This window comes from Streptomyces sp. NPDC001194 (assembly GCF_042896985.1).
Lineage (GTDB): Bacteria > Actinomycetota > Actinomycetes > Streptomycetales > Streptomycetaceae > Streptomyces.
Map to the genome: position 1 here is coordinate 215,038 of NZ_JBIAXU010000001.1, position 25,549 is coordinate 240,586.

Below are 25,549 nucleotides of genomic sequence, written 5' to 3' on the forward strand. Positions count from 1 at the left end.
CGCGCGCGGGGGTGCCGGACGCGGCCCGGCAGGCCCCGGCCCGTTCCTCCGAAGGCCCTCAGCAGGCTCCGACCCACTCCTCCGTGCCGTCGGAGAACGTCTGGTGCTTCCAGATCGGGACCTCGTGCTTCAGGTCGTCGATCAGCATCCGGCAGGCCTCGAAGGCCTCGCCGCGGTGCGGGCAGGAGACGGCCACGACCACCGCGAGGTCGCCGACCGACAGGTCTCCGATGCGGTGGACGGCGGCCAGGGCGCGGACCGGGTACTTGGCGATCACGCGCTCGGCGACGCGGCGCATCTCGGCCTCGGCCGTCGGGTGGCAGGAGTAGCCGAGCGCGTCGACGTCGGCCCCGCTGTCGTGGTTGCGCACCGTGCCGACGAAGAGCGTGGTGCCGCCCGTGGCGTCGTCGCCGACGGCCTTGAAGACCTCGTCTATCGAGAGCGGGGTCTCGCGGATCTCGAGCAGCCGGATCGGGTCCGGAGCGGCCTGCTCGCCGGGGTGGTCGAAGTGCGGTGCCATGCAGCCATCGTGCACCACCGGTCTCACATCGCGGTATAGCCGATTCGACCGGCTGTACGACCCACGCGTATGGAGCCTCCTACAGGACCGGGGCCCGGAGCCGGCCGCCCCGACGGGCGGCCGGGGGCCGGGAGGCCGGTCCGAAGCCCGGAGCCGGGCCCCGGTCCGGGCGGGTCAGAGGCCGCGGCGGCGGCGGGCGGCGCGGACCACCGCCGCGGCGCCGAGGAGGGCGACCGTCGCGCCCGCGGCCCCCGCCGCGGTGGCGTCCTTGCGGCCCAGCCGGCGCCCCGCGACGGTGTGCCGGCCCGCGACCTCCTGGAGGAGCTCGGCCAGCACCTCCTCGTTGGTCCAGCGCGGCCGCCAGCCGGCCGCGTGCAGCCCGCTGACGCTGACCACCCACGGATGCATCGTGTACGCGAGGTCGCCCGCCGGGGACGGCGTCAGGCCGATCCGGTGCAGCCGTGCCGCCGCGCCCAGCGCGACCGCCGACGGGAGCTCCATGCGGCGGATGCCGCTCAGCTCCTCGACCTCCTCCTGCTCCAGCCAGCCCTCGCAGCCCACCGCCAGCTCGCCCTCGACCTTCTCCAGCGCGGCGTACTCCAGCGCGCTGACCAGGTCCTCCACGTGACAGAACTGCCAGGTCGGCCGGGATCCGGCCACCACCAGCAGCCGCGGGGACTCGAAGTAGCGGGTCAGCGCCGTGTCCGTACCGCCGACCAGGACCGCCGGGCGGACCACCGTCACGTTCAGACCGGGGTGCGCCCGCGGCGCCCGCCGGCCCAGCCGCTCGATCTCCAGCAGGTCGCCGACGCCCGTCGCCTCGGCCGTGGCGCGCAGCTCGGAGTCCTCCGACAGCGGGATGTCGTTGTCCGGCAGCGCCCCGTAGACCATCGCGGACGTGCACAGCACGACCCGGTGCACCCCGGCCGCCGCGGCCGCCGTCAGCACGGTCTGGGTCCCGCGGACGTTGTACGCCGTACGGGCGGCCGGATCCGTCTCCAGGTCGAGGTCCAGCGCCAGGTGGACGACCACGTCGGCGCCGCGCAGTCTCTCGGCGATCGCGGGATCGCGCACGTCCAGGACGTGCCACTGCGCGGCGGCACACTCGCCGCGCCGCTCGTCGATCGCCACGACCTGCTTGACCTCGTCGGATGCGGCCAGGCGGGCCACCAGGGCCGCTCCGACCCCGGAGGCGGCGCCGGTCACGGCGATCACGGGACCTCGTGCAGCCTGGTTTCGCGGCCGGCGAACGCCGTGGGCGCTCTCACCGTGCTCAGGGCGGTTTTCGGCGTCGTGCGGCGCGCGAACCTGTGGATCTGGGGAACTCACCAGGCGTCTCCAGCGGTTGTCTTCAGTGGGGACGCGTCGTGACGCGTACCCACCAGGTGATGTCCATCCTGCCGCAGCCCAGGAGTCGGCGGAGCACCGAGCCCGGAAGCGGGTCAGGTGTCTACGCTGGGTGGTGTTGTCGGACCATTTCCCGTCGGCTCCCGCCGGCGGCCCTACGAGCCGAGGAAACCCGTGAGCGACACCCCATTCGGATTCGGCCTTCCGCCGGAGGAGCCGGAGAACGGCGACGAAGGCAAGAAGAAGGGCAATCAGGGCGGTCAGGGCGGCCCGAATCCGTTCGGGTTCCCGGGCATGGGCCTGCCGGGCGGCGCCGGCGGCGCGGACAACCCGTTCGCGGCGATGTTCGGCTCGATGAACCCGAACGACCTGGGCGCGGCCTTCCAGCAGCTCGGGCAGATGCTCAGCTACGAGGGCGGTCCCGTGAACTGGGACATGGCCAAGGACATCGCCCGCCAGACCGTCGCCCAGGGCACCGCGGACGGGGTGAAGGACACCAGCGTCGGCGTCGCCGAGAAGTCCGCCGTCGAGGAGGCCGTGCGCCTCGCCGACCACTGGCTGGACGGCGTGACCTCGCTGCCCTCGGGCGCGACCACGGCCGTCGCGTGGAGCCGCGCCGAGTGGGTCGAGGCGACCCTCCCGGTGTGGAAGGAGCTCGTCGACCCGGTCGCCGAGCGCGTCGGCGCGGCCATGGGCGGCGTGCTGCCCGAGGAGATGCAGGCCATGGCGGGCCCGCTGCTCGGCATGATGCGCTCCATGGGCGGGGCCATGTTCGGCCAGCAGATCGGCCAGGCCGTGGGCACCCTCGCGGGCGAGGTCGTCGGCTCGACCGACATCGGGCTTCCGCTGGGCCCGGCCGGCAAGGCGGCCCTGCTGCCGCTGAACATCGAGGACTTCGGCAAGGACCTGAGCGTCCCCGCCGAGGAGGTGCGGCTGTACCTGGCGCTGCGCGAGGCGGCCCACGCCCGGCTCTTCGCGCACGTGCCGTGGCTGCGCTCGCACCTGTTCGGCGCGGTCGAGGGGTACGCGCGCGGCATCAAGGTCGACACCTCGAAGCTGGAGGACGTGGTCGGCCAGCTCGACCCGTCGAACCCGGAGCAGCTGCAGGAGGCGCTCCAGGGCGGCATGTTCCAGCCGCAGGACACCCCCGAGCAGAAGGCCGCGCTGGCCCGCCTGGAGACGGCGCTCGCGCTGGTCGAGGGCTGGGTGGACGCGGTCGTGCACGAGGCGGCCAAGCCCCGGCTGGCCTCGGCGGACGCCATGCGCGAGACCATGCGCCGCAGGCGGGCCTCGGGCGGCCCGGCGGAGCAGACCTTCGCGACGCTGGTCGGACTGGAGCTGCGCCCGCGCCGGCTGCGCGACGCCTCGCGGCTGTGGGCCTCGCTGACCGACGCGCGCGGCGTGGACGGCCGCGACGGGCTGTGGGAGCACCCGGACATGCTGCCGACGGCCTCCGACCTGGACGACCCGGACGGGTTCGTCCACCGCGAGCAGCTGGACTTCTCCGAGATCGACAAGATGCTCGGCGAGGCCGCGCAGAAGCGCGATCAGGGCACGCAGGGCGAGCAGGGCGGACAGGGCCCCGAGGGCGAAGCCGGTTCCGGCGGCTCCGACGGCTCCGACGGCTCCGACGGTGAGGGTGAAACGAAGAAGTGAGCCTCTACGACGACGCGGTCCTGGTCCTCAAGGAGTACGAGGGCCAGCCCGAGCTGCGCGATCTCTATCTGGAGCACCTGGCCGCCCACCCGGACGGGATGTACAAGCCCTGCCAGGCCGGGCACGTCACCGGCAGCGCGCTGGTCATCGACCCGGCGGGCGGGCGCGTGCTGCTGACCCTGCACAAGAAGCTCGGCATCTGGCTGCAGATGGGCGGCCACTGCGAGCCCGAGGACACCACCCTCGCGGGAGCCGCGCTGCGCGAGGCCGTCGAGGAGTCGGGGATCGCCTCGGGGCTGACCCTGCTTCCGGGCGGCCCCGTACGGCTGGACCGGCACCCGATCCCGGCGCCGTGCAACTGGCACCTGGACGTCCAGTACGCGGCGCTGGCTCCGGCCGACGCGGTGGCGGAGATCAGCGAGGAGTCGCTTGACCTGCGCTGGTTCGCGTACGAGGAGGTGGCGGCGGCGGCCGACACCTCGGTCGTACGGCTGATGGAGGCGACCCGGGCGCGGCTCTGACGCCCCTCGGACAGCCCGGAAGGGGCGGCCCCGCATCCCGCGGAGCCGCCCCTTGCGCGTACCCGTCCGGGCTCGCTAGTTCCAGGCGTTGTTCTGGTTCTGGGCCTGGACGCCGTGCTGGCCCATCCCGTACTGCGCGGCCATGCCCTGCCCGAGCTGGGCGTTCTGCGGCGGCAGCACCTCGCTCGGCTGCACCAGCGCGAAGCCGGTGCCCAGGAAGCTGAGCTCCCAGCCCTCGCCGGTGTTGCCGCGCCGCCGCCAGACGCCGGTGGAGTGCGTCTGGGCCTGCATCTGCACGCGCAGCGAGGTGGACCAGGCGACGATCGCGTCCGCGTCGGCGTTGACGTACTTGTCGGGGGTGACCTGCATCATCAGCGGCTGCCCGGAGGTCATCAGCGCGACCTTGCCGCGGCCGGTGATGTTGAGCTGGTACTTGCCCGAGCCGGAGATCCCGTACTGGCTGTCCACCGCGATGGCCTCGGTGTGGAGGGTGGAGTCCAGGGCCAGCACGTAGCTGCTGTCGACGGTGAGGCCGTCCTGGTCCACGTCCACGACGTGCACGTACTGGGCGAGGTTGGCCAGGTAGACCGTGCCCTGCCCGGAGCAGCGCATCAGGTCGAGGCCCTCGCCGGTGCGGGCGCGGGCGGTGCGCTGCGTGGTGCTCTGGTACTCGCCGTCGAAGTCGATGATCCCCTGGTAGGCGACCATGGCGCCCTTGCGGGCGAGCACGTCGTCGGAGCCGGCCAGGGTGACCCGCAGCAGCTGCGGGTTCTGGACGGCGTACCGCTCCTGGGACTGCTGCTCGGCGTGGCCGAAAAGTGAGCTCTGCATGATGTGTCCGCTCCCCCTCAGCCCCGGGTCCGGAGCCGGTCGGTGCTGTCCTCGCTGGGCTGTACGACGACGATGCCCTGGCCGGAGAAGGCCATCTGGTAGGCCTCCCCGCTGCCCCGGCCGATCATCGACGAGGCCTTGAAGCTGCGCTTGCCCTTCACCTTGAGGTTCGGGGACCAGGCGACGAGCGCGTCCGGGTCGACGTACGTCTCGTCGTCGCCCCGGCCGCAGTCGACCACGATCGGGGTGCCGCGGGAGGTGATGGCGACCCAGCCGGTGCCCGAGATCTGTACGTTGAACAGGCCCTGGCCGGCGAATTTGGCCATGCCCTTGACCCGTTCGACGCCCCACTGGAGGTGGGCGTCGAAGGCGAGCAGGTTGGTGCCGTTGACCGAGAGCGCGTCGTTGTTGAGGTTGATCACGACGACGTCGGCGCCGTAGTCGGCGAGGTAGAGCAGGCCGTCACCGGTGCACTTCATCAGCGGGGCGCCCTCGCCGGTGAGCCACTGGGAGGCCATCTGGCGCAGGGCCGGCGGGTTGGGCTCGTACTGGACGAAGCCCTCGTACGCGACCATCGATCCGGTGCGCGCGAAGAGGTCCTGGCCGCTCTGCATGGCGACCTTGAGCATGGCCTTGCCGTGGTTCTCCATGCGGGCCGTGACGGGGGTGGGGGCGTAGCCCGCGAGCTGCTGGTTCATAGCGTTCATGGCATTCATGTGGGGCTCCCTCAGACCTCGTACGGCTGGACGACGATGAAGTTGCCGGGAGCGCCGCGGAACTGGAGGTTCACGGTCTCCCCGCTGTGGCCGGGGTAGGCGTTGCGCCGCAGCCGGACCTGGCTGGAGACGATCACCTGGGAGGCCGCCGACCACGCGACGATGGCGTTGCTGTCGGCGAAGGTGGTCGGGGTGACGGGCAGGACGACGGGCGTGCCGTGCGTCTTGACGATCACCGTGCCGGAGCCCTGGAACAACATCGTGAACAGGGCGCCGCCGGGGATGCCGTGGCCCTCGATGCGGCGGACCTCGTGCTGGAGGGACTCGTCGAAGGCGAGGACGCTCTCGGCGGAGACGCAGATCCCGTCGCCCTGGAGCTCGATGGCGTGCAGGTGGGCGCCGTTCTCGGCGAGGAAGACCTGGCCGCGGCCGCTGCAGCGCATCAGCTGCATCTCCTGGCCCGTGGCGTTGCCCACGATGCGGCCGGCGAAGCCGGCGCCCTTGTAGCTGAAGTCGACCTTGCCCTGGTAGAGGACCATGCTGCCCTGGCGGGCGAGGACGGGCTGGCCGCCCATCGCCAGGTCGACCCGCATGAGCTGCTGGTTCTGCGAGGTCCAGCGGGTGCCCGTGGGGACCTCCTTGTACGGCTGGAGGGCGGCGGCGAGGCCGGCGCCGGCGGCCTGCGGGGCGCCCTGGCCGTAGCCGGGCTGCTGGCCGGGGACCTGCTGGCCGTACGGGGGCGGCTGCTGGCCGGGGACCTGGCCGTAGGGGGCGGGAGCCGGGGCGGGGGGCGGGACCTGGCCGCCGTAGCCGGGCACCTGGCCGTACGAGGGCTGCGGCGGCTGGCCGTACGAGGGCGGGCCGGGCGGCTGCGGGGCGTGCGGCGGCTGACCGTACGGGGCGGGGGCCGGCGGGGTGGTGATCGGGCCGACCATGGTCGGGGCCGAGTGCACCGGGGCCGGCGGCGGGGCGGGCTGCTGGTACTGCGGGGCGGGGGCCGGCGCGGGCGCGGGCTGTGGGACGTACGGGGCCTGGGGTGCCTGCGGGGCCTGGACCGGGGCGCCGAACGACGGCGCCGGAGCGGCGGCCTGCGGCGGCGGGGCGAATCCCGGCGCGGCGCCGGCCGGGGCCGGGGCCGCGGCCTGCTGCTGCGCCGCCGGCTGCTCGTCCTCCTCGGCGACCTCGCCGCCGAAGTTCTTGAGCAGCGCGGCGAGCCCGCCGTCGAAGCCCTGGCCCACGGCGGCGAAGCGCCACACGTCCTTGAGGTAGAAGTCGCCGAGCATGACCGCGCGCTCGGTGCTGAACTCCGCGCCCGTGAAGGAGTACCGGACGACTTCCTCGCCGCCGGCCACGATCCGGATGTAGCCCGGTCCGATCTGCGACATCTGTCCGGCGCCGTCGATCGTGGCGGTGAAGGACAGCTTGTGGATGCCCGCCGGGACGCGGTCCAGCGTCACCCGGAAGGACTCGGTGTCGCCGGCCTGGGCACCGAGCTGCTGGATCGACTCCTCCGGCGACTTCGGCTGGTTGTAGAAGACGAAGTACCGGTCGTCCGAGAGCTGCTCGTTGGCGTCAAGGCCGAAGCAGCTGATGTCGAAGGCGAGTCCCGGACCGGCGACCTGCACGCCCACGTACAGATCCGTGCCTGCCGTCAGATCGCTGATCTTGGCCTTGTGACCGCGTTGGAATTCCCTGGCCATACGTAACGACCGTCCCCCATCCCGACAGTGATTTGCGTGCCGCTCAGGCTAGCCGCATCCGCCGACATCCGGCCAAGTCGGTACCGACCCGGTACATATCGAGACGTCGGGCGCCCGGGGTGCGCGGGACTGCCTTCGGGACGGGGTCGGGGCGGGACCTCGGGGACCGGGCCCGGGCGGGATCTCGGGGCGGATCATTCCTCGCGGGCCGCGGGCACCTTGGGGAGGCGCTCGGCGGCGACCACTCCCTCCAGGTAGCCGCGGGCCCTTTCGGTGCGCGGGTAGGCCTCGAGCAGTTCCCAGAAGCGGGGGCCGTGGCCGGGCACGAGGAGGTGGGCCAGCTCGTGGAGCAGCACGTAGTCGACGACGTACTCCGGCATCCCCTGGAGGCGGTGGGAGAGCCGGATGCTGCCTTCGGCGGGGGTGCAGGAGCCCCAGCGGGTGTTCTGGTTGGTGACCCAGCGGACCGAGCGGGGGCGGGCGCGGGCGCCGAGGTACTGGTCGGACAAACGCTCCGCGCGCTCGGTGAGTTCCGCGTCCCCCAGGGTGCGCTTGCTCTCCTGCGCGGCCAGTTTGTCCAGCATGACCCCCACCCAGCGCTGCTCCTCGGCCTCGGACATCCGGGCAGGGATGAGGACGACCGTACGGTCGCCCTCGCGGTAGGCCGATACGGTCCTGCGGCGGCGCGCGCTGCGGCGGACTTCGACGGCGCGCTGCTGTGGGTCGGCGGACACGCCCAAGACCGTACCCGCTCGCCTGCCCGAAGTCCTCACGCTCCACGGTTCGAACGTGAGCGATTCGAAGGCGGCACGGGAAGCACCCGCTTTCTCCATCTCATATGCCTGATAGGACCTGCCTGTGGACAAACGGACGCACGGAATGCGGCGGGCGGGCACTCTTCGAAGGACGGGAACGAGGCGGGGTTCGCAGGAGGGGGAGAGCCATGTATCCGAAGGTGAAGCCGGCGCTGGCGAGGGCGTGGCGCGATCTGCAGACGGTGCAGTTCGGGGTGACGCCCGCGCATGCGGTGGTGCTCGGCCCGGTGGACACGGCGACGGGGTCGCTGATCGACCGGATCGACGGGACGCGGGGGATGGAGCTGCTGCGCGCGGAGGCGGCGGCGGTGGGGCTGCCGGAGGGGCAGGTCGACGCGCTGGTGCGGCGGCTGGCGGAGGCCGGGCTGCTGGACGATGCCACCGCGGGCGGTCCACGGGCGCAGGCCGTGCGCGAGCGGCCGCGGACCCTGGAGCGGCTGGGGCCCGATCTGGGCTCGCTGTCGCTGGTGCACCGCGCGCCGGGGGGTGACTTGCGGGCGGTCGCGGCGCGGCGGGCCATACGGGTCCAGGTGCGCGGGAGCGGCCGGGTGGGCGCGATGATCGCCGGCGTCCTGGCGGCTGCGGGCGTGGGCCGGGTCGAGGTGCTCGACGGCGGCCGGGTGGAGCCGGCGGATGTGGCGCCGGGCGGGCTCGGCCCCGACAGCGTGGGCCGGATGCGGGCGGAGGCCGCGGCCGGGCTGGTCCGCGCCTCGGCCCCGGGCAGCCCTCCGCGGACCGCGGAGCACGAGGGGCCGGAGCCGGGGGTGTCCCTGGTGGTGGTCGCGCCCCGGGACGGCTTGCAGGCGTGGGCCCCGGATCCGGGGACCGCGGCCGACTGGATCGCCTCCGGCACCCCTCATCTGTACGCCGGGGTGCTGGAAGCGACGGGGCTGGTGGGGCCACTGGTGCTGCCCGGGGCCACGGCGTGCGCGGGCTGCATGGAACGGGACCGGGTCGAGGCGGATCCGGCCTGGCCCCGCATGCTGGTGCAATGGCGCTCGGCACACCGCCGCCGGGCCACCGGGGCCTGTGATCTGGGCCTGGCCGCGGCGGTGGCGGGGCTGGCCGCGGCCCACGCCCTGTCCTTCCTCGACGGGGAACTCCCCGCTTCCACGGCCGCGCGCTGGGAAGCCGCCCTCCCGGGCCTCGACTGGCAGCGGACTGCCGTACGCCCCCACCCCGGCTGCCCCTGCGCTGCGGCCCGGGTCCCGGCGGAAGAGGCGGTGCCCTCGTGAAGGCTCCACGGGTTCGCCGGCAGCGCGGACCCACGGGGGTGGGAACGACCCGGCACCGGGGATCCGCCCGCCGCCGGGGTGGGCGCCTCGGACGGGGTGGCGTGGGGGCGCCATGACAGGATGCGGTTGTCCGAGGGGTCATCCTGAACCGCCGCTTGCGGCACAGCTGTCTGGGAACTGGAGGGGCGCATGTCTGATCTTCCCCGGAAGGCGGTCACCCGTACCGTCAAGCTGGCCGCGCTGCCGCTCGGCTTCGCGGGCCGGGTCACCTGGGGGCTGGGGAAGCGGATCGGGGGCAAGTCGGCGGAGATCGTGGCGCGCGAGCTCCAGCAGCGCACCGCCGAGCAGCTGTTCCGCACGCTCGGGGAGTTGAAGGGCGGTGCCATGAAGTTCGGGCAGGCGCTCTCGGTCTTCGAGTCGGCCCTGCCCGAGGAGGTCGCCGGACCGTACCGGGCGGCGCTGACCAAACTCCAGGAGGCGGCTCCCCCGCTGCCGGCCCAGACGGTGCACCAGGTGCTGGCGGACCGGCTGGGAGCCGACTGGCGGGACCTGTTCGAGGAGTTCGAGGACAAGCCGGCTGCGGCCGCCTCGATCGGGCAGGTGCACCGGGCGGTGTGGCACGACGGCCGGCAGGTCGCGGTCAAGGTGCAGTACCCCGGAGCCGGTGAGGCGCTGCTGTCCGACCTGAAGCAACTGGGCCGGTTCGCGGGGCTGCTGGGACCGCTGATTCCCGGCATGGACGTCAAGCCGCTGATCAAGGAGTTGCGCGACCGGGTCTCCGAGGAGCTGGACTACGAGCTGGAGGCGGAGGCGCAGCGGACCCACGCGGACGCGTTCGAGGGCGACGAGGACGTGGTCGTACCGGACGTCGTGCACCAGGGCGACCAGGTGCTGGTGACCGAGTGGATGGAGGGGACCCCGCTGTCGGAGGTGATAGCGGACGGCACCCAGGAGGAGCGCGACCGCGCCGGACAGCTGCTGGCCCGGTTCCTCTTCTCCGGGCCCGCGCGCACCGGGCTGCTGCACGCCGATCCGCACCCGGGCAACTTCCGGCTGCTGACGGGGGCGGACGGGCGGATACGGCTGGGCGTGCTGGACTTCGGCACCGTCGACCGGCTGCCCGGCGGCTGGCCCAAGCCCATAGGCACCTCGCTGCGGATGACGCTGGAAGGCGACGCCGAGGGGATCTACGGGCACCTGTGCGCCGAGGGGTTCGTGAGGGAGTCCATCGAACTCGACCCGGAGGCGGTGCTGGACTATCTGCTGCCCATCATCGAGCCCGCCCAGGCGGAGGAGTTCACCTTCACGCGGCCGTGGCTGCGCGGTCAGGCGGCCCGGATCGCCGATCCCCGCTCCCCCGCGCACCAGTTGGGCCGGCAGATCAATCTGCCGCCCTCGTACCTGCTGATCCACCGGGTGACGCTGAGCACCATCGGGGTGCTCTGCCAGCTGGGCGCGACGGTACGGCTGCGGGACGAACTGGAGTCCTGGCTCCCGGGGTTCCTGCCCGAGGAGTGAGCGCATGAGCGCCTCGGACTCCGGTTCACCACCAGGAGGAGTCGAGGCGGCCCTCGATCGCCCTGAGGTTGGCTCGCGCGCAGTCGACGCAGAAGTACTGTCTGCTCCCGTTCTCCACCGAGCAGGTCCAGGTGGGCGGGGCGCCGTCAGGGGCCTTCTTGCCGCAGCGCGCGCAGACGACGGGCTGGGCCTCGGGTCCCGACGGGGCGGGGTGGGGATTCGGCTGGTCCACCTCCAGACGATATCCCCGCGAGGGGTGGAGAGCCGTCCGCAACGCACCGGGGGGACCGGTCCGTTCGGACCGGTCCCCCGTACGCTGCTGCGCCGCTGGTCAGCGGCGGTTCAGCGGTTGCTCAGTGCATGACGGCCATGGCGAGGGCCCGCCGGGCGCGCAGCGAGACGCGCTCGGCACGCCGCTGCATGCGGCGGGCGGCGACCAGGCGCAGGGCGCGACGCTCGGCGTCGACCTCGCGCATGCGGTCGTCCATATGGGCACGGGCCAGGGCTTCTGGGATGAGTTGCATTTCTCGGGTCCTGTTCTGACGCGAGGTGATCGCGCCGGTGGTGATGAAGTCTGCGTGGGCGGAGCCGTGCGGCTGCTCGCTCGTCGTGTGGGCGGTCATGAGGGCCTGCTTCAAGGGGTCGTGCGTCACGGGGCGGTCGATGGTTCCGATGGCGGTCATGCCGCGACAACCGGGTTCTTGCGCGGACGGCCACGGGGGCGCTTGCGGGCTACGACGACGCCCTGGACGAACAGCTCGCCACCCCAGACACCCCAGGGCTCGCGGCGCTCGAGCGCACCGGCGAGGCAGGCCTCGACCAGCGGGCAGGTGGCGCAGAGGGACTTGGCGTACTCGACGTCCGCGGGGGACTCGGCGAAGAAGACCTCGGGGTCGTAGGTACGGCAGGCGACGGGTACGCCGAGGTTCTCGATGGCGTCGTCGAGCGCGGTCAGCGCGGTGAGGGGAGTCAAGGTGGAGTCCTCCGGGACTGCGGGCGGGGAGATCGTCTGGGTCTGCGGTACGGACGGGGCGTGCGCTTCGAGTTGCACGGTGTTTTCTTCCTCGTCTTGGTTGGCTAGTCGTTCCGGCCGGGTTCGGCCGGGGGCGGCTGGTACCTGGTCTTGCCAGTCCCGAGGCTCCTTCGTGCCGTCGTCCCCCGGTCGGGGACAAACAGAAGGGCCGCGGATCCCGGGTGGGGTTCCGCGGCCCTGAAGGCGCCGGCCTGATCATGGATCAGGCTGGATCACTCCAGGGTTCGAGCCCACGGAAGGCCCACATCAGGTGGTGCTGCTGCTTCGTCTGCGTCGTCTTGGATCCGGCACCGGCTGCGGCCGCAAACCCATAGGCGCCATGCGCCTGGGCTTCCAGTACTGCCACCGGTGCCTGGGTCGGTCGCTCATTCCGCTCGCTCGCCAGGAGCGCGGAGGGCGCGGCCAGCAGGGCGCGGCTGTCAGCGGAAATCGCGGACAGACCGGTACCCAGGAGCGGGAGGAGCGAGGAGGAGCCGAGCGTGCAGGAAGCGGCGACCGAGCGATCGGTCATTTTGGTGGTGGTGATGAAGCTGGTCACTGGTCTCGCCTCCTCTCGGCGTCTCGGGGACGGGGCCCGGGGGCCTGTCCCATGCGTATTCGGATAAGTACAGCACGGATCCGGAGCTTCGGAGAAGCCACCGTTTCCGTTGCTAAGAACCTATGGGGATTCGCTGGGCATGTGCAAACTATTTTTCCGACGAGTTTCTACGCGTCGTCAGCATCTGCGCCCCCACGCTCCTGACCTGCGCAGATGGCCAGGACATCGGCCCCGTACCGGTCGAGCTTGCGGCCGCCGACTCCAGCGATCATCGAGAGCTCGCCCGCCTCGGACGGCTGGGCCTCCGCGATCGCGACGAGCGTCCTGTCCGTGAAGACGCAGTACGCGGGCAGTCCCTGCTCCTTCGCCTGCCCCGCGCGCCACTCCCGCAGCCGCTCGTAGAGCCCTTCGTCCATGTCGGACGGGCAGTCGTCGCAGCGCATCAGTTTCAGCTCGGCGGCCTCGGTGAGGGTCTTGCCGCAGACCCGGCACAGCGCCGGTCCGCGGCGCCCGCGCCCCCGGACCCTTCTCTCGGCCTCGGCGCCCTGCCGGCTTCCCGGGGCCGCAGAGCCCGGCCGCAGGCCGTTCAGGAAGCGGCTGGGCCGTCGGGAGGCCCGGCCGCCCGGAGCCCGGGAGAGCGCCCAGGAGAGCGTCAGGTGCAGCCGCGCCCGCGTGACGCCGACATAGAGCAGCCGGCGCTCCTCCTCCACCTGCTCGTCGGTCTTGGCGTACGTGATCGGCAGCATGCCGTCGGTGAGGCCGGCCAGGAACACGGCGTCCCACTCCAGGCCCTTGGCGGCGTGCAGCGAGGCGAGGGTGACGCCCTGGACGGTCGGGGCGTGCTGCGCGGCCTTGCGCTCGTCCAGCTCGACGGTCAGCTCCGCCAGGGTGGCCCCGGGCCGGCCGCGGGCGAAGTCCTCGGCGAGCCGGACCAGGGCGGCCACCGACTCCCACTGGTCGCGGACGGCGCCGGAGCCGGCGGGCGGCTCGGCGGTCCAGCCGGTGGAGCTGAGCACGGCCCGGACCTGCGAGCCGAGCTCGACGACGTCCTCGAGCAGCGGGTCGTTGCCCCCGGAGCGGGCGGCTCCGCGCAGGGCGAGGATCGCCTTCTGCACCTCGGGGCGCTCGAAGAAGCGCTCGGCGCCGCGCAGCTGGTACGGGACGCCCGCGTCGGCGAGGGCCTGCTCGTAGACCTCGGACTGGGCGTTGATGCGGTAGAGCACGGCGATCTCGCCGGCCGGGACGCCCGCCGCGATCAGGTCCCGGATCCGCAGGGCGACGCCCTCGGCCTCGGCGGGCTCGTCGGGGTACTCGGCGTAGACCGGGTCGGGGCCGGGCTCGCGCTGGGAGACCAGCTCCAGGCGGTGCTCGGCGGCGCGGCCGCCGGCCTGGGCGAGGAGCCCGTTCGCGAGGTGGACCACCTGGGGGGTGGAGCGGTAGTCGCGGACCAGCTTGACGAGGGTCGCCTGCGGGTAGCGGGTGCGGAAGTTCAGCAGGTGATCCGGGGTGGCGCCGGTGAAGGAGTAGATCGTCTGGCTGGCGTCGCCGACGACGCAGAGGCTGTCGCGCTCGCCGAGCCACAGGTCCAGCAGCCGCTGCTGGAGCGGGCTGACGTCCTGGTACTCGTCCACCACGAAGTGCTGGTACTGGGTGCGGATCTGCTCGGCGATGTCGTGGCGGTCCTGGAGGATGCCGACGGTGAGCAGCAGCACGTCCTCGAAGTCGATCATGCCGCGGTCGCGCTTGAGCTGCTCGTACGTCCCGTAGATCTGGGCGATCTCCGCCATGTCGCGGGGGGCTTCGCGGCCCGCCTTGAGCGCGGTCGCCGGGTAGTCGGAGGGCACGGTCTGGGTGACCTTCGCCCACTCGATCTCACCGGTGACATCGCGCAGCTCGCCGCGGTCGAGCCGGATGCGGCAGCGGGCGCCGGCCTCGGCGACGAGCTGGATCTTGCGCTCGAGGAGCCGGGGCACGTCTCCGCCGATCGCCTTGGGCCAGAAGTACTGGAGCTGGCGCAGGGCTGCGGAGTGGAACGTCCGCGCCTGCACCCCACCCGCGCCGAGGGAGCGCAGGCGGCCGCGCATCTCGCCGGCGGCGCGGTTGGTGAACGTGACGGCCAGCACGCTCGCCGGCATCAGCTGGCCTGAGCGGACCCCGTAGGCGATGCGGTGGGTGATCGCCCGGGTCTTGCCCGTGCCCGCGCCCGCCAGCACGCACACCGGCCCGCGCAGGGTCGTCGCGACCTCGCGCTGCTCCGGGTCCAGGCCCAGGAGCACCGCGTCGGCCGAGTCCGCGCCGGCGGGGAAGGATGAGGGGTGCGTTGCTGATGTCACCCCGCCATGCTGCCAGGTCCCGGGGGGCTGCCGGGAAAGTCGTCCACAGGGTGCGCCGTTCATCGCACCGTCGTACTTGACGGACGCGGCGTACGTGACGTACTCGGGCGTCCCGGCCGCGACGCGGGTGCGGGAATGGCCCCGCGGTCCCGTACGTTCGAGTACTCGGACCACCCAGACCCCACAGAGGAGAGCGCAGCATGCAGGACACGGGTTCCGTCACGATGTACAGCACGACCTGGTGCGGCTACTGCCGCCGGCTGAAGACCCAGCTGGACCGGGAAGGCATCGCGTACAACGAGATCAACATCGAGCTGGACCCCGAGTCCGCGGCGTTCGTGGAGAAGGCGAACGGCGGCAACCAGACGGTTCCGACCGTGCTCGTGAAGTCCGCCGCCGGCGCCGAGTCGGTCATGACGAACCCGAGCCTGGCCCAGGTCAAGCAGGCCCTCGCCGTCTGATCCGCGGCGTCCGCCGCCCGGCTCGGTGCGCGCACAGAAAGGCCCCCGCGGTGTGCGGGGGCCTTCTGCCGTGCGACGGGCCTTGCGCGCCGCCGTGTGACGAGTCTTACGCGGCCGGTCTCACGCGACCGGGCGCGGCAGCGGCTCCCCGTACCAGCGCTCGACCAGGCGGGCCGCGATGGAGATCCCGGACGGGGGCAGCATCTCGCCCGACTCGAACGCGGCGCGCAGTTCCTCGCGGGAGAACCAGCGGGCCTCCTCGATCTCCTCGCCGTCGACCGTGATCTCGGTGGTAGTGGCCCGCGCCGTGAAGCCCAGCATCAGGCTGTACGGGAACGGCCAGGGCTGGCTGGCGACGTACTCGACCTCGCCGACCCTGATGCCCGCCTCCTCCCACACCTCGCGCACGACCGACTGCTCGATCGACTCGCCCGGCTCCACGAACCCGGCCAGCGTCGAGAAGCGCCCCTCCGGCCAGTGCACCTGGCGGCCCAGCAGCGCGCGGTCGTGCTCGTCGGTGACCAGCATGATCACCGCGGGGTCGGTGCGCGGGTAGTGCTCGGCGCCGCAGCCCGGGCAGCGGCGGATGTGCCCGGCGGCCGCGACCACCGTGCGCTCGCCGCAGCGGGAGCAGAAGCGGTGCATCCGCTGCCAGTTCTCCAGGGCCACCGCGTGCACCATCAGCCCGGCGTCGCGCGGGGACAGCAGCAGCCCGGCTTCGCGCAGGCCGGCCGCGCGCGCCGACTGGTCCATCCGGCCGGGCAGGGAGTCCTTCTGGAGCGCGAAGTACCGTACGCCGTCGTCGTCGGTGCCCAGGAAATAGCGGTGCGTCTCGGTGACCGGGGCCTCGAAGGCCGGGGTCATCACGATCCCGGTCCCCCCGTCGGGGGTGTCGTCGATCAGGACCTGGCCGCCGGAGACCACGAAGACGCGTGTCGTCGGGTGGCTCCAGGCCGCCGCGAGCCAGGCCTCGTCGAGGCGGTGGTGCGCGGCGCGGTCGATTCCGCTGGGCGCGGCGAGCGAGATCGGGTGCTCGGTATGGGTGCTCACAGGTACTTCCAACTCCCCCGGTGGTGGGACAGGCAGGCTCAGTGACTCGTGACTCGTGACTCGTGACTCGTGACTCGTTGCTCGTGGCTCGGTGGACCCGGTGGACCGGTGCGGCCGCGGCTGCCTCAGGCGGGCTTCCCGCGGGAGGCGGCCAGGTCGCCCCACAGGTAGGCGGCCGTCTCGACGCCCTTGAGGAGCAGGTCCAGCTCGACCTTCTCGTTCGGCGAGTGCCAGCCGTCGGACGGCACGGAGATGCCGAGGAACAGGACGGGCGCGTCCAGCACGTCCTGGAGGTCGGCCGCCGGTCCGGAGCCGCCCTCGCGGGTGAAGCGGACCTTCTCGCCGAACGCCCGCCCCATGGCCCGTACGACGGACTGCAGCGCCGGGTGGTCCAGCGGCGTCAGGCAGGGCCGGGTGGGAGCGCCGAAGGCGATGGAGTGCCGGATCCCGTCCGGGATCCGCGCCGCGACCCAGTCCCGGACGGCCGCCTCGACCTCGTACGGGTCCTGCCCGGACACCAGGCGGAACGACAGCTTCAGGTGGGCGGAGGCGGGCACGATGGTCTTGCCGCCTGGGCCCTGGTAGCCGCCGCCGATGCCGTTGACCTCGGCGGTCGGGCGGGCCCAGACCCGCTCCAGGGTGGAGTAGCCCTTCTCTCCCGCGGCCGCGTGCGACCTGGCCGTGCGCAGCCACTCGGACTCGTCGAACGGGAGCTCGGCGATGAGCGCCCGCTCCTCGTCCGTGAGCTCGGCGATGTTGTCGTAGAAGCCGGGGATCGTGACCCGCTCGTCGGCGTCGTGCAGCGCCGCGACCAGGCGGGCGGCGACGGTGGCCGGGTTGGGCACGGCCCCGCCGAAGGCGCCGGAGTGGATGTCCTGGTCGGGCCCGTGCAGGTCGATCTCGCAGTCGGCGACGCCGCGCATGCCGGTGCAGACGGTGGGCGTGGTCTCGGACCACATGCCGGTGTCGGAGACGATCACGACGTCGGCGGCGAGGCGCTGCGCCTCGCGCTCGACGAGGGCGCGGAAGTTCGGGGAGCCGGACTCCTCCTCGCCCTCGATGATCAGCTTGAGGTGGACGGCCGGGGCCTCGGCGCCGGTGGCGGCCAGGTGGGCCCGTACACCGAGGGTGTGGAAGAAGACCTGGCCCTTGTCGTCGGCGGCGCCGCGCGCGTACAGGCGGCCTTCGCGGACGACCGGCTCGAAGGGGTCCGTGTGCCAGCCGTCGGCGACGGCGGCGGGCTGCACGTCGTGGTGCCCGTAGACGAGGACGGTCGGGGCGTCCGGGTCCGCGCTCGGCCACTCGGCGAAGACGGCGGGCGCGCCGGGGGTCGGCCAGATCTCCGTGACCGGGAAGCCGGTCTCCTTGAGCTTCGCGGCGAGCCACTCGGCGCTGCGCCGTACGTCGTCCGCGTGCTCGGGCTGGGCCGAGACGGAGGGGATGCGCAGCCACTCGGCGAGGTCCTCGAGGAACGCGGCGCGGTGGGTGTCGATGTACGTGCGGACGGTGCGGACGACGCTGTCCGCCGGGGTTTCGCTCATGCCTACGAGCCTAACTGTCGGGGTGCCGGTCACTGTCCGTGCCCGATTTGCCTTGGAGGATCCGCTCAAGACGGTCCCGGCCGGGGAGGTCCCGGGGGCGGATCACGCGGCCGCTGCGGACGTGGAGGAAGGCGGCGCCGACCCGGTCGAGGGGCGTGCCGGTGGCTTCGGCCCAGGCCAGCCGGTAGACGGCGAGCTGGAGGGGGTCGGCCTCGGTGGTGCGGCCGGTCTTCCAGTCGACGATCTCGTAGCCGCCGTCCTCGGTCCGGTACACGGCGTCGATCCGGCCGCGGACGACGCGGCCGGCGAGGGTGAACTGGACCGGGACCTCCATGCGGTACGGGGTGCGCTCGGCGTACTCGCTCCGCTCGAAGGCGGCTTTGAGGGAGTCGAGGTCGGCCCCGTCGGCGATGTCCTGGTCGGAGCCGGGCAGCTCGGTGACGGGGTCGAGTACGTCGAGGAGCGGCAGCGGGAGCTCGTCGAAGCGGGACTCGACCCAGGCGTGGAAGCGCGTGCCCAGGCGCGCCGCGGGTTGCGGGGGCTTCGGCATGGGGCGGGCCAGGTCGCGGGCGAAGCCCTGCTCGTCCGCGGCGAGGCGCAGGAGCTGGCTGGCGGAGAGGGCGGCCGGGAGCTCGACGTCGCGCACGGCGGCGCGGGCACGCCGGAGCTCGCCCTCGAGGGCGTCGAGGTCCCGGTCCCAGGAGGCGATGGCGCGGGCCTCTTCGGGGGTGAGGGCGGCCGCTCCCGGGGTGCGCCGTCCCGCGGGGGCGGAGCCGCGGCCCTGGTCGGGCGGACCGGCGGGAGCCGTGCCCCGGGGCGCGGGCCCGGTGCGGGGGTGCGGGACGGCCGCCGCCCCGCCCCGTACGGCCGGGGCCTCGTCCGCCGGCCACGCCTCGTCCGCCGGCCACGCTTCGTCGGCCGCCCAGGCCTCGTCCGCGGCCCAGGCCCCGTCCGCCGCCCAGAGGTCCTCTTCGTCCGGCTCTTCGGCGTACGCGGGGTCCTCGCAGTCCGGGGGCCACAGGTAGGACTCCGGCTCCGGGTCCGGCTCCGGGGCGGCGGCAGGGGCGGGGTCCGGCCCGGGAGCGGCCAGGTGCGACTCGACCAGGGCCGCCGCCGCGCGGCGCAGGGCCAGGGACGCCGGGTCCAGGGGGAGCGGCCAGGACCGGTCCGGGGCGGACTCCGCGGCGAGGGACGGGTTCTCCGCGTCCGGGTCCGGTTCCTGCGCCCAGGCCTCGATCTCGCCGTTCCCCGCCGCGCAGTGGTCGTACAGGGCGGACAGGAAGGCGGACGGGCCCCGGCGCTTCTTCTGCGTCGGACCCCACCAGTGCCCCGAGGCCAGGAGGAGCGAGCGGGGGCGGGTGAACGTGACGTAGCCCAGGCGGAGTTCCTCCACCGCCTTGTGCTCCTTCAGCGCCGCCTTGAAGGTCTTCAGGCCGGCCGGGGTCCACGCCGGATCACCCGGAAGGGTGGCCGCGTCGCCGCGCAGGCCGTACGGCAGGACCTTGGCGTACGAGGTCCACGGCTCCGGGGCCTTCTCCTTCGGGAACGCGCCCGCGCACAGGTCCGGGACCACCACCACGTCCCACTCCAGTCCCTTGGACTTGTGGGCGGTGAGCACCTTGACCGTGTTCTCCCCGCCGGGCAGGGCGTGGTCCAGGCCCTTCTCGTACTGGACCGCCGTGCGCAGGAAGCCCAGGAAGGCCAGCAGGCTCGCCTCGCCGTCCAGGGACGCGAAGCCGGCCGCCACGTCCATGAAGCCGGACAGCGACTCGCGCCGCCGGGCCGCCAGCGCGTGCGGCGACGCCGACAGCTCCACGTCCAGGCCGGTCGCGGCCAGCACCCGGTGCAGTACGTCCATCAGCGGGTCCGCGAGCGAACGCCGCAGGTCGCGCAGTTCCTGGGCCAGGTGCGCGAAGCGGACCCGGGCCGCCGGGGAGAACGGCAGGTCGTCGGCGGAGGACCCCGATCCGGAACCGTCCAGGAACGTCTCCAGCGCGTCCGCCAGCGAGACGACCTCCGCCGGGTCCACCCCCTCCACCGCCGCCGCGAGGCGCTCGTCCGGTTCCACCTCGCCCGGCGCGCGGCCGATCAGCTGCCGCGCCCGGCGCCCCAGCAGGGCCAGGTCGCGCGCGCCGATCCGCCAGCGCGGGCCGATGAGGAGGCGTACCAGGGAGGCGTTGGCGCCCGGGTCCTGGAGCACCTCGCACACCGCGACCAGGTCCGCGACCTCCGGCAGGTGCAGCAGCCCGGACAGCCCGACGACCTCCACCGGCACGTCCCGGGCCACCAGTACGGCCTGGATCTGCGCGAAGTCCCGCGCCGACCGGCACAGCACCGCGATCTCGCGCGGCTCCGTCCCGGTACGGACCAGGTGCGCGACCGAGTCCGCGAGCCAGTCCAGCTCCTCGGCGTGCGTCTCCAGCAGGGCGCAGCGGACGGAGCCGGCCCGCTCCTCCCCCGGCGCCGCGCGCAACGCCTCCACGCCCTCGTGCATCGCGCGCAGCGGCGCGGCCAGCCCGTTGGCCAGGTCGAGGAGGCGGCCGCCGCTGCGCCGGTTCTCGCTCAGCGAGAACCGGGTCGCGGGACGGCCGTCGGCGTGCGGGAAGTGCTCGGGGAAGTCGTCCAGGTTGGCCACGGACGCGCCGCGCCAGCCGTAGATCGCCTGGCAGGGGTCGCCGACGGCGGTCACCGCGTGCCCGCTGCCCCCGCCGAACAGGCCGGACAGCAGCAGCCGCTGGGCCACGGAGGTGTCCTGGTACTCGTCGAGCAGGACCACCCGGAACTCCTCGCGCAGCAGCGCACCCACCTCGGGCCGGGTGGTGGCGAGCTGCGCGGAGAGGGCTATCTGGTCGCTGAAGTCGAGCAGGTCGCGGGAGCGTTTGGCGGTGCGGTAGCGCTCGGTCAGCTCCAGCAGTTCGAGGCGGCCGCGGACGGCCTCGGGGACCTTGCGCAGGTCCTCGTTGGTGAGCCTGGCGCCGGCGAGGGCGTCGAGGAGCTCCGTGTCGTACGCGCGCAGCTCGGCGGGGGTGACCAGGTGCTCGGAGAGTTCGCCGTCGAGCGCGAGCAGGTCGCTGACCAGGTCGGGGACGGATTTGGTGAGCGCCGGGTACGGGCCGGGGGCTTCGCGCAGCACGCGCGCGGCGAGCTGGAAGCGGGTGGCGTCGGCGAGGAGGCGGGCGCTGGGCTCCAGGCCGATGCGCAGGCCGTGGTCCTTGAGCAGCTGGCCGGCGAAGGCGTGGTACGTGGAGATGCGCGGCTCGCCGCCGGCCGCGTCGGCATCGGCCGGCGAAGGGTCCGGGTCGGTGATGCCGGCCCGCGCGAGGGCCTTGCGCACGCGTTCGGCGAGCTCGGCGGCGGCCTTGTTCGTGAAGGTCAGGCCGAGGACCTGCTCGGGGGCGACCGCTCCGGTGCCGACCAGCCAGACCACGCGGGCGGCCATGACGGTGGTCTTGCCGGAACCGGCGCCGGCCACGATGACCTGGGGGGCGGCGGGGGCGGTGACGCAGGCCAGCTGTTCGGGCGTGAACGGGATGCCGAGGAGCTCCTTGAGCTGCTCGGGGTCGGTGAGGACGGACGGACGCGCGGGCACGTGAAGAGGCTAGCCGGACCCGCCGACACTCCCGGCCGCCGTCTCACGGGCCGGCCGGTCACCGGCCGGCCGCGGTCAACGGCCGGTTGGCCGCGGGGGCCGGCCGTGTGACTCACTCCACGGTCTGGCGGCCCTCGGGGCGCGCGCTGCACGCGCTGCGGAAGGAGCAGTGGTCGCAGTGCTTGCCGGTGGCGGGCGCGAAGCGCTCGTCCAGGACCCGGCCGGCGGCGGTGGCGAGGAGGTCGCCGACCCATTCGCCGTTCAGCGGCTGCTGCGCCTGGATCTTGGGCACCGTATCGCCGCCCTCCCGCTGGGCGGCACCCTGGCGCAGCTGCACCAGCTCGGCGCCGCCGGCCTCCGGGCGCACCCCGTCGAAGACCTCGTCGACGGCGCCTTCGCGTACGGCGAGCTGGTACACGGCGAGCTGGGGGTGGCGCTCGACCTCGGCCTTGGTGGGTGCGGACTTGCCGGTCTTGAAGTCGACGACGTACGCGCGCCCCTGCGGGTCGGCCTCGACCCGGTCCATGGAGCCGCGGATGCGGACGGCGACGTCTCCGGCTTCGAGCGTGACGTCGAACGCGTGCTCCGTGGCCACGGCCGCCCGGCCCCCGCGGTCGGTGGTGTGCCAGCGCAGGAAGCGCTCCAGGGCGGCGCGGGCGTTGTCCTTCTCCTGGCGGGACTTCCAGGGGGCGTCGAAGGCGAGGGCGTCCCAGACGGAGTCGAGGCGTTCCATCAGGACGGCGAGGTCGGCGGGGGTGCGGCCGGAGGCGACTTCGTCGGCGAGGACGTGGACGACGTTGCCGAAGCCCTGGGCGGCGGTGGAGGGGGCGTCGGCCTTGACCTCCCGGCCGAGGAACCACTGCAGGGAGCAGGTGTTGGCGAGCTGGTCCAGGGCGGAGCCGGAGAGGGCGACGGGCCGGTCCCGGTCGCGCAGCGGAACGCTGCTGCGGGTGGGCTCGTACAGCCCCCACCAGCGCTGCGGGTGCGCGGCGGGGACCAGCGGGCGGTCGTCCTCGTCGGTGAGCGCGGCGAGGCGGGCGAGACGGCGGGCGGCGGCCTCGCGGAGGGCGGGCGAGGCGTCCGGGTCGACGGTGGTGGCGCGCAGTTCCGCGACGAGCGCGGGGACGGCGAGGGGGCGGCGGGGGCGGCCGGTGACGTCCTTCGGGGTGACCCCGAGCTCGGTGAGGAAGCGGGAGGGCTGGTCGCCGTCCTCGGCCGGTGCCTTGACGGCGGTGACGACGAGCCGGTCGCGGGCGCGGGTGGCGGCGACGTAGAAGAGGCGGCGCTCCTCCGCCAGGAGCGCGCCGGGGGTGAGGGGCTCGGCGAGGCCGCCCTGGCCGATGCGGTCGGCTTCGAGGAGGGAGCCGCGGCGGCGCAGGTCGGGCCAGAGCCCTTCCTGTACGCCGGCGACGACGACGAGGGACCACTCCAGGCCCTTGGAGCGGTGGGCGGTCATGAGGCGTACGGCGTCAGTGCGGGTGGCCTTGCCCGTCAGGGTGTCGGCGGCGATGTCCTCGGCTTCGAGCTGTTCGAGGAAGTTGAGCGCGCCGCGGCCGCCGGTGCGGTCTTCGGCGCGGGCCGCGGTGTCGAAGAGCGCGCAGACGGCGTCGAGGTCGCGGTCGGCGTTGCGGCCGGCCGCGCCGCCGCGGCGGGCACCGCGCTCCAGGCGCTGCGGCCAGGGGGTGCCCTCCCAGAGGGTCCAGAGGGCCTCTTCGGCGGTGCCGCCGCCCTGGAGGAGCTCGCGGGCCTTGCGCAGGAGCAGCCCGAGGCGCTGCGCTCCGCGGGCGTACGCGGGGTCGTGGGCGGTGAGCCGCTCGGGCTCGGCGAGGGCGCGGGCGAGCAGGACGTCGGAGGGGGCCGGCACCTTGATGCCGGCCGCCCGCTCCTCGTCGCGCAGGGCCCGCCCGAGCCGCCGCAGATCGGCCGCGTCCATCCCCCCGAGCGGCGAGGTCAGCAGCGCGAGCGCGGCCTCGACCCCGACCCACCCGTCGCCCGCGGCGGGCCCGGCCCCGGCCTCTGCTTCGGCTTCGGCTTCGGTCTCTGCTTCGGTCTCTGCTTCGGTCTCGAATTCGGCTTCGGTCTCGTGTTCCGGTTCCGCGTCCGAGGTGCCCGGCTCCGCGTCCGGGTCCTCGGCGACCCGGGCCGGGGAGGGCTCGCCGGCGGGGGCCGGGATCGGGGCCGCGGCGATGCGCAGGGCCGTCAGGAGGGGGGCGATCGCCGGTTCGTGGCGCAGCGGGGTGTCCGTGCCGTCCGTCTCCGCCGGGACCCCCGCCGAGATCAGGGCGCGGCGCATCGCCGGGAGGGTGCGGCCGCCGGAGCGGACCAGGACGGCCATGTCCTGCCACGGAACGCCGTCCTCCAGGTGCGCCCGGCGCAGGATGTCGGCGATGTTGTCCAGCTCGGCCCCGGCCGTGGGGTACGTGAACACCTCCACCCCGCCGCCCTCCCGGACCGGGGTCAGGGCGCGGTGGGCGCGGACCGCCGCCGAGGGGAGGCGCGGGACCGGCATGCGGGTGGTCAGGAGGCGGGTCGCCGCCTGGAGGCCGGCCCGCGAGCGGCGGCCCACCGTCAGGGCGCGGACCGCCGCGCCCGGGAACGAGCTCTCGAAGTCGAGGATGTTGTTGATGTCGGCGCCGCGGAAGGCGTAGATCGACTGGTCCGGGTCGCCGAAGGCGACCAGCGTGCCCGCCGGGCCGGCCAGGGCCCGCAGCAGCCGCAGCTGGGAGGCGTCCGTGTCCTGGTACTCGTCCACGTAGATCGCGTCGTAGGACAGGGCGAGGGACGGGGTGCGTTCGGCGAGGAGGACCGCCCGGTGGACGAGCTCCGCGTAGTCCAGCGTGCCCTGCATGTCCAGTACGTCCAGGTACTCCGACAGGAACGCGGCCGCCGCCTTCCAGTCCGGGCGGCCGAGCCGGGTCGCGAACGCGTCGAGCGCCGCCGGGCCGAGGCCCAGCTCGCGGGCGCGGGCGAGCACCGCGCGGACCTCGTCCGCGAAGCCGCGCGTGGTGAGCGCGGCCCGCAGGTCGTCCGGCCAGCGGATGGAGCGGATCCGGCGCTGGCCGTCGAGCAGGGTGCGGACCATCACGTCCTGCTCCGGGCCCGACAGCAGCCGCAGCGGATCCGCGAACAGGTCGGTGTCCTGGTGGGCGCGGACCAGTCCGTAGCAGAAGGAGTGGAAGGTGGTGGCCTGCGGGGCGCGCGCGCCGCCGAGCCGCAGGGCGGCCCGGTCGCGCAGTTCGACGGCCGCCTTGCGGCTGAAGGTGAGGACGAGGATCCGGGCCGGGTCGGTCCCGGCCTCGACCCGGGCCGCGGCCGCCTCGACGAGCGTGGTGGTCTTCCCGGTACCCGGTCCGGCCAGGACGAGAAGCGGTCCGCCCGTGTGATCAACCACAGCCTGCTGCGCTGCGTCCAGAACAGGGGGATCCACCCGCTGCGGCCCGGTGCGCACGAGGCGGTACGCGTCGGGGGTCCGCGTACGCCGCCGTTCGGTGCGGTCGGATGGAGAGGTGATCACGTGGGGTGCCGGTCCAGGTCCTGGTGGGTCTGCGGTTGTTGCGGTCTCGGCCGTCCCCGCGGGGGCCGCGGTCACCGCCGCGCCTGCCGAAGCCGAAGCCGAAGGGGCAACGCTACGGCAACCGCCGGGGCCGGCGCAGTTCCCCGAGGTCGGGACGGAGCGCCCCCGCGCCGTCGCCCGTACGGGCGCAGGGCCGCCCGCCCCGCCCCCGCATGGCCGAAGCTGTCAGATGTGACCCTCGTCCCGTGCGGCGTGCTCCTCCCGCCCGTCCCAACGCGCCCGCGGCATGTTCAGCCGGGCCTCGCCTGCGGCTGTCAGCCGCAGCGGAGTGGCCTCCGTGCGGTAGTGCTCCAGGGCCCGGACCTCGCTGCCGGGCAGCGGCCGGCCGTCCGCCCGGACCACGCGCCACCAGGGCACCGCTCCCCCGTACAGGGCCATCACACGCCCGACTTGGCGCGGTCCGCCCTCGCCGAGCCACTCGGCGACGTCCCCGTACGTCATCACCCGCCCGGGCGGAATCCGCTCGGCCGCCTCCAGCACCCGCTCCGCGTACGCGGGCAGCTCTTCGCTCATTCCGCCCATGGTGCCGTACATCACGGACCGGTTCCCGGAAGGTTTCCTTCCGTACCGG

The 25,549-nt window shown here is 73.8% G+C and carries 21 protein-coding genes; 5 read left to right on the forward strand and 16 right to left on the reverse strand.

The window, feature by feature from the left end; genetic code table 11:
• Nucleotides 1-58 precede the first annotated feature (58 nt).
• Together ACFY1T_RS01050 and ACFY1T_RS01055 are read right to left on the reverse strand one after the other, a co-directional pair.
• Entirely contained in the window at nucleotides 59-520 is a 462-nt protein-coding gene (locus tag ACFY1T_RS01050) for a molybdenum cofactor biosynthesis protein MoaE (RefSeq protein ID WP_030859412.1), read from the reverse strand.
• A 174-nt stretch (nucleotides 521-694) separates the two neighbouring features.
• Complete coding sequence (locus ACFY1T_RS01055) at nucleotides 695-1,849, reverse strand: SDR family oxidoreductase (RefSeq protein ID WP_390786458.1); 1,155 nt, start codon at nucleotides 1,847-1,849, stop codon at nucleotides 695-697.
• A gap of 192 nt (nucleotides 1,850-2,041) precedes the next feature.
• Between ACFY1T_RS01055 and ACFY1T_RS01060 the strand changes: the two genes are divergently transcribed.
• Together ACFY1T_RS01060 and ACFY1T_RS01065 are read left to right on the forward strand one after the other, a co-directional pair.
• The gene (locus tag ACFY1T_RS01060) at nucleotides 2,042-3,523 is read left to right on the forward strand and encodes a zinc-dependent metalloprotease (protein ID WP_390786459.1); all 1,482 of its coding nucleotides are present in this window, start codon (nucleotides 2,042-2,044) and stop codon (nucleotides 3,521-3,523) included.
• Nucleotides 3,520-4,044 (forward strand): NUDIX hydrolase, encoded by a 525-nt coding sequence (locus tag ACFY1T_RS01065; protein ID WP_390786460.1) that lies wholly within the window; start codon nucleotides 3,520-3,522, stop codon nucleotides 4,042-4,044. Before ACFY1T_RS01060 ends, ACFY1T_RS01065 begins: the two co-directional genes overlap by 4 nt.
• Nucleotides 4,045-4,119: 75 nt before the next feature.
• Here ACFY1T_RS01065 and ACFY1T_RS01070 read toward each other — a convergent pair whose 3' ends face one another.
• The 4 genes from ACFY1T_RS01070 to ACFY1T_RS01085 all read right to left on the reverse strand — a co-directional run bounded on the left by ACFY1T_RS01070 (nucleotide 4,120) and on the right by ACFY1T_RS01085 (nucleotide 8,124).
• A complete protein-coding gene (locus ACFY1T_RS01070; RefSeq protein ID WP_030859419.1) occupies nucleotides 4,120-4,875 on the reverse strand; it encodes an AIM24 family protein in 756 nt (251 codons plus the stop codon).
• A 17-nt stretch (nucleotides 4,876-4,892) separates the two neighbouring features.
• A complete protein-coding gene (locus ACFY1T_RS01075; protein ID WP_030859421.1) occupies nucleotides 4,893-5,573 on the reverse strand; it encodes an AIM24 family protein in 681 nt (226 codons plus the stop codon).
• Between the two features lie 29 nt (nucleotides 5,574-5,602).
• Nucleotides 5,603-7,291, reverse strand: a complete 1,689-nt coding sequence (locus tag ACFY1T_RS01080; RefSeq protein ID WP_390786461.1) for a TerD family protein — start codon at nucleotides 7,289-7,291, stop codon at nucleotides 5,603-5,605.
• A gap of 194 nt (nucleotides 7,292-7,485) precedes the next feature.
• Nucleotides 7,486-8,124, reverse strand: a complete 639-nt coding sequence (locus ACFY1T_RS01085; protein ID WP_390786462.1) for a M48 family metallopeptidase — start codon at nucleotides 8,122-8,124, stop codon at nucleotides 7,486-7,488.
• A 110-nt stretch (nucleotides 8,125-8,234) separates the two neighbouring features.
• On the opposite strand from ACFY1T_RS01085, the gene ACFY1T_RS01090 reads away from it, so the two are divergent.
• Nucleotides 8,235-9,341, forward strand: a complete 1,107-nt coding sequence (locus ACFY1T_RS01090) for a ThiF family adenylyltransferase (protein WP_390786463.1) — start codon at nucleotides 8,235-8,237, stop codon at nucleotides 9,339-9,341.
• Nucleotides 9,342-9,530: 189 nt separating this feature from the next.
• Entirely contained in the window at nucleotides 9,531-10,859 is a 1,329-nt protein-coding gene (locus tag ACFY1T_RS01095; protein WP_030859428.1) for an AarF/ABC1/UbiB kinase family protein, read from the forward strand.
• A 25-nt stretch (nucleotides 10,860-10,884) separates the two neighbouring features.
• Here the strand turns inward: ACFY1T_RS01095 and ACFY1T_RS01100 are convergent, their stop codons facing one another.
• The 5 genes from ACFY1T_RS01100 to ACFY1T_RS01120 all read right to left on the reverse strand — a co-directional run bounded on the left by ACFY1T_RS01100 (nucleotide 10,885) and on the right by ACFY1T_RS01120 (nucleotide 14,826).
• Entirely contained in the window at nucleotides 10,885-11,091 is a 207-nt protein-coding gene (locus ACFY1T_RS01100) for a hypothetical protein (protein ID WP_030859431.1), read from the reverse strand.
• Between the two features lie 121 nt (nucleotides 11,092-11,212).
• Nucleotides 11,213-11,542, reverse strand: coding sequence for a hypothetical protein (locus tag ACFY1T_RS01105; RefSeq protein ID WP_030859432.1), 330 nt, complete (start codon nucleotides 11,540-11,542; stop codon nucleotides 11,213-11,215).
• The gene (locus ACFY1T_RS01110; protein ID WP_030153506.1) at nucleotides 11,539-11,910 is read right to left on the reverse strand and encodes a WhiB family transcriptional regulator; all 372 of its coding nucleotides are present in this window, start codon (nucleotides 11,908-11,910) and stop codon (nucleotides 11,539-11,541) included. The genes ACFY1T_RS01105 and ACFY1T_RS01110 overlap by 4 nt, the downstream gene beginning before the upstream one ends.
• Nucleotides 11,911-12,094: 184 nt before the next feature.
• On the reverse strand, nucleotides 12,095-12,430 hold the full coding sequence (locus tag ACFY1T_RS01115) for a hypothetical protein (RefSeq protein ID WP_030153504.1): 336 nt from the start codon (nucleotides 12,428-12,430) through the stop codon (nucleotides 12,095-12,097).
• A 167-nt stretch (nucleotides 12,431-12,597) separates the two neighbouring features.
• Nucleotides 12,598-14,826 (reverse strand): ATP-dependent DNA helicase UvrD2, encoded by a 2,229-nt coding sequence (locus ACFY1T_RS01120; protein ID WP_390786933.1) that lies wholly within the window; start codon nucleotides 14,824-14,826, stop codon nucleotides 12,598-12,600.
• 137 nt (nucleotides 14,827-14,963) lie between these two features.
• Between ACFY1T_RS01120 and ACFY1T_RS01125 the strand changes: the two genes are divergently transcribed.
• Nucleotides 14,964-15,224 (forward strand): mycoredoxin, encoded by a 261-nt coding sequence (locus tag ACFY1T_RS01125; protein ID WP_030153502.1) that lies wholly within the window; start codon nucleotides 14,964-14,966, stop codon nucleotides 15,222-15,224.
• Nucleotides 15,225-15,344: 120 nt separating this feature from the next.
• Here the strand turns inward: ACFY1T_RS01125 and nudC are convergent, their stop codons facing one another.
• From nudC to ACFY1T_RS01150, 5 genes are all read right to left on the reverse strand, one after another.
• On the reverse strand, nucleotides 15,345-16,286 hold the full coding sequence (gene nudC / locus ACFY1T_RS01130) for an NAD(+) diphosphatase (RefSeq protein WP_051805092.1): 942 nt from the start codon (nucleotides 16,284-16,286) through the stop codon (nucleotides 15,345-15,347).
• Nucleotides 16,287-16,399: 113 nt separating this feature from the next.
• The gene (locus ACFY1T_RS01135) at nucleotides 16,400-17,815 is read right to left on the reverse strand and encodes a dipeptidase (protein WP_030859438.1); all 1,416 of its coding nucleotides are present in this window, start codon (nucleotides 17,813-17,815) and stop codon (nucleotides 16,400-16,402) included.
• A 10-nt stretch (nucleotides 17,816-17,825) separates the two neighbouring features.
• Nucleotides 17,826-21,404, reverse strand: a complete 3,579-nt coding sequence (locus tag ACFY1T_RS01140; RefSeq protein WP_390786464.1) for an ATP-dependent DNA helicase — start codon at nucleotides 21,402-21,404, stop codon at nucleotides 17,826-17,828.
• 112 nt (nucleotides 21,405-21,516) lie between these two features.
• Complete coding sequence (locus tag ACFY1T_RS01145; RefSeq protein ID WP_390786934.1) at nucleotides 21,517-24,852, reverse strand: ATP-dependent helicase; 3,336 nt, start codon at nucleotides 24,850-24,852, stop codon at nucleotides 21,517-21,519.
• Nucleotides 24,853-25,143: 291 nt separating this feature from the next.
• Nucleotides 25,144-25,500 (reverse strand): MGMT family protein, encoded by a 357-nt coding sequence (locus ACFY1T_RS01150; protein WP_390786935.1) that lies wholly within the window; start codon nucleotides 25,498-25,500, stop codon nucleotides 25,144-25,146.
• Between the last annotated feature and the right edge of the window lie 49 nt (nucleotides 25,501-25,549).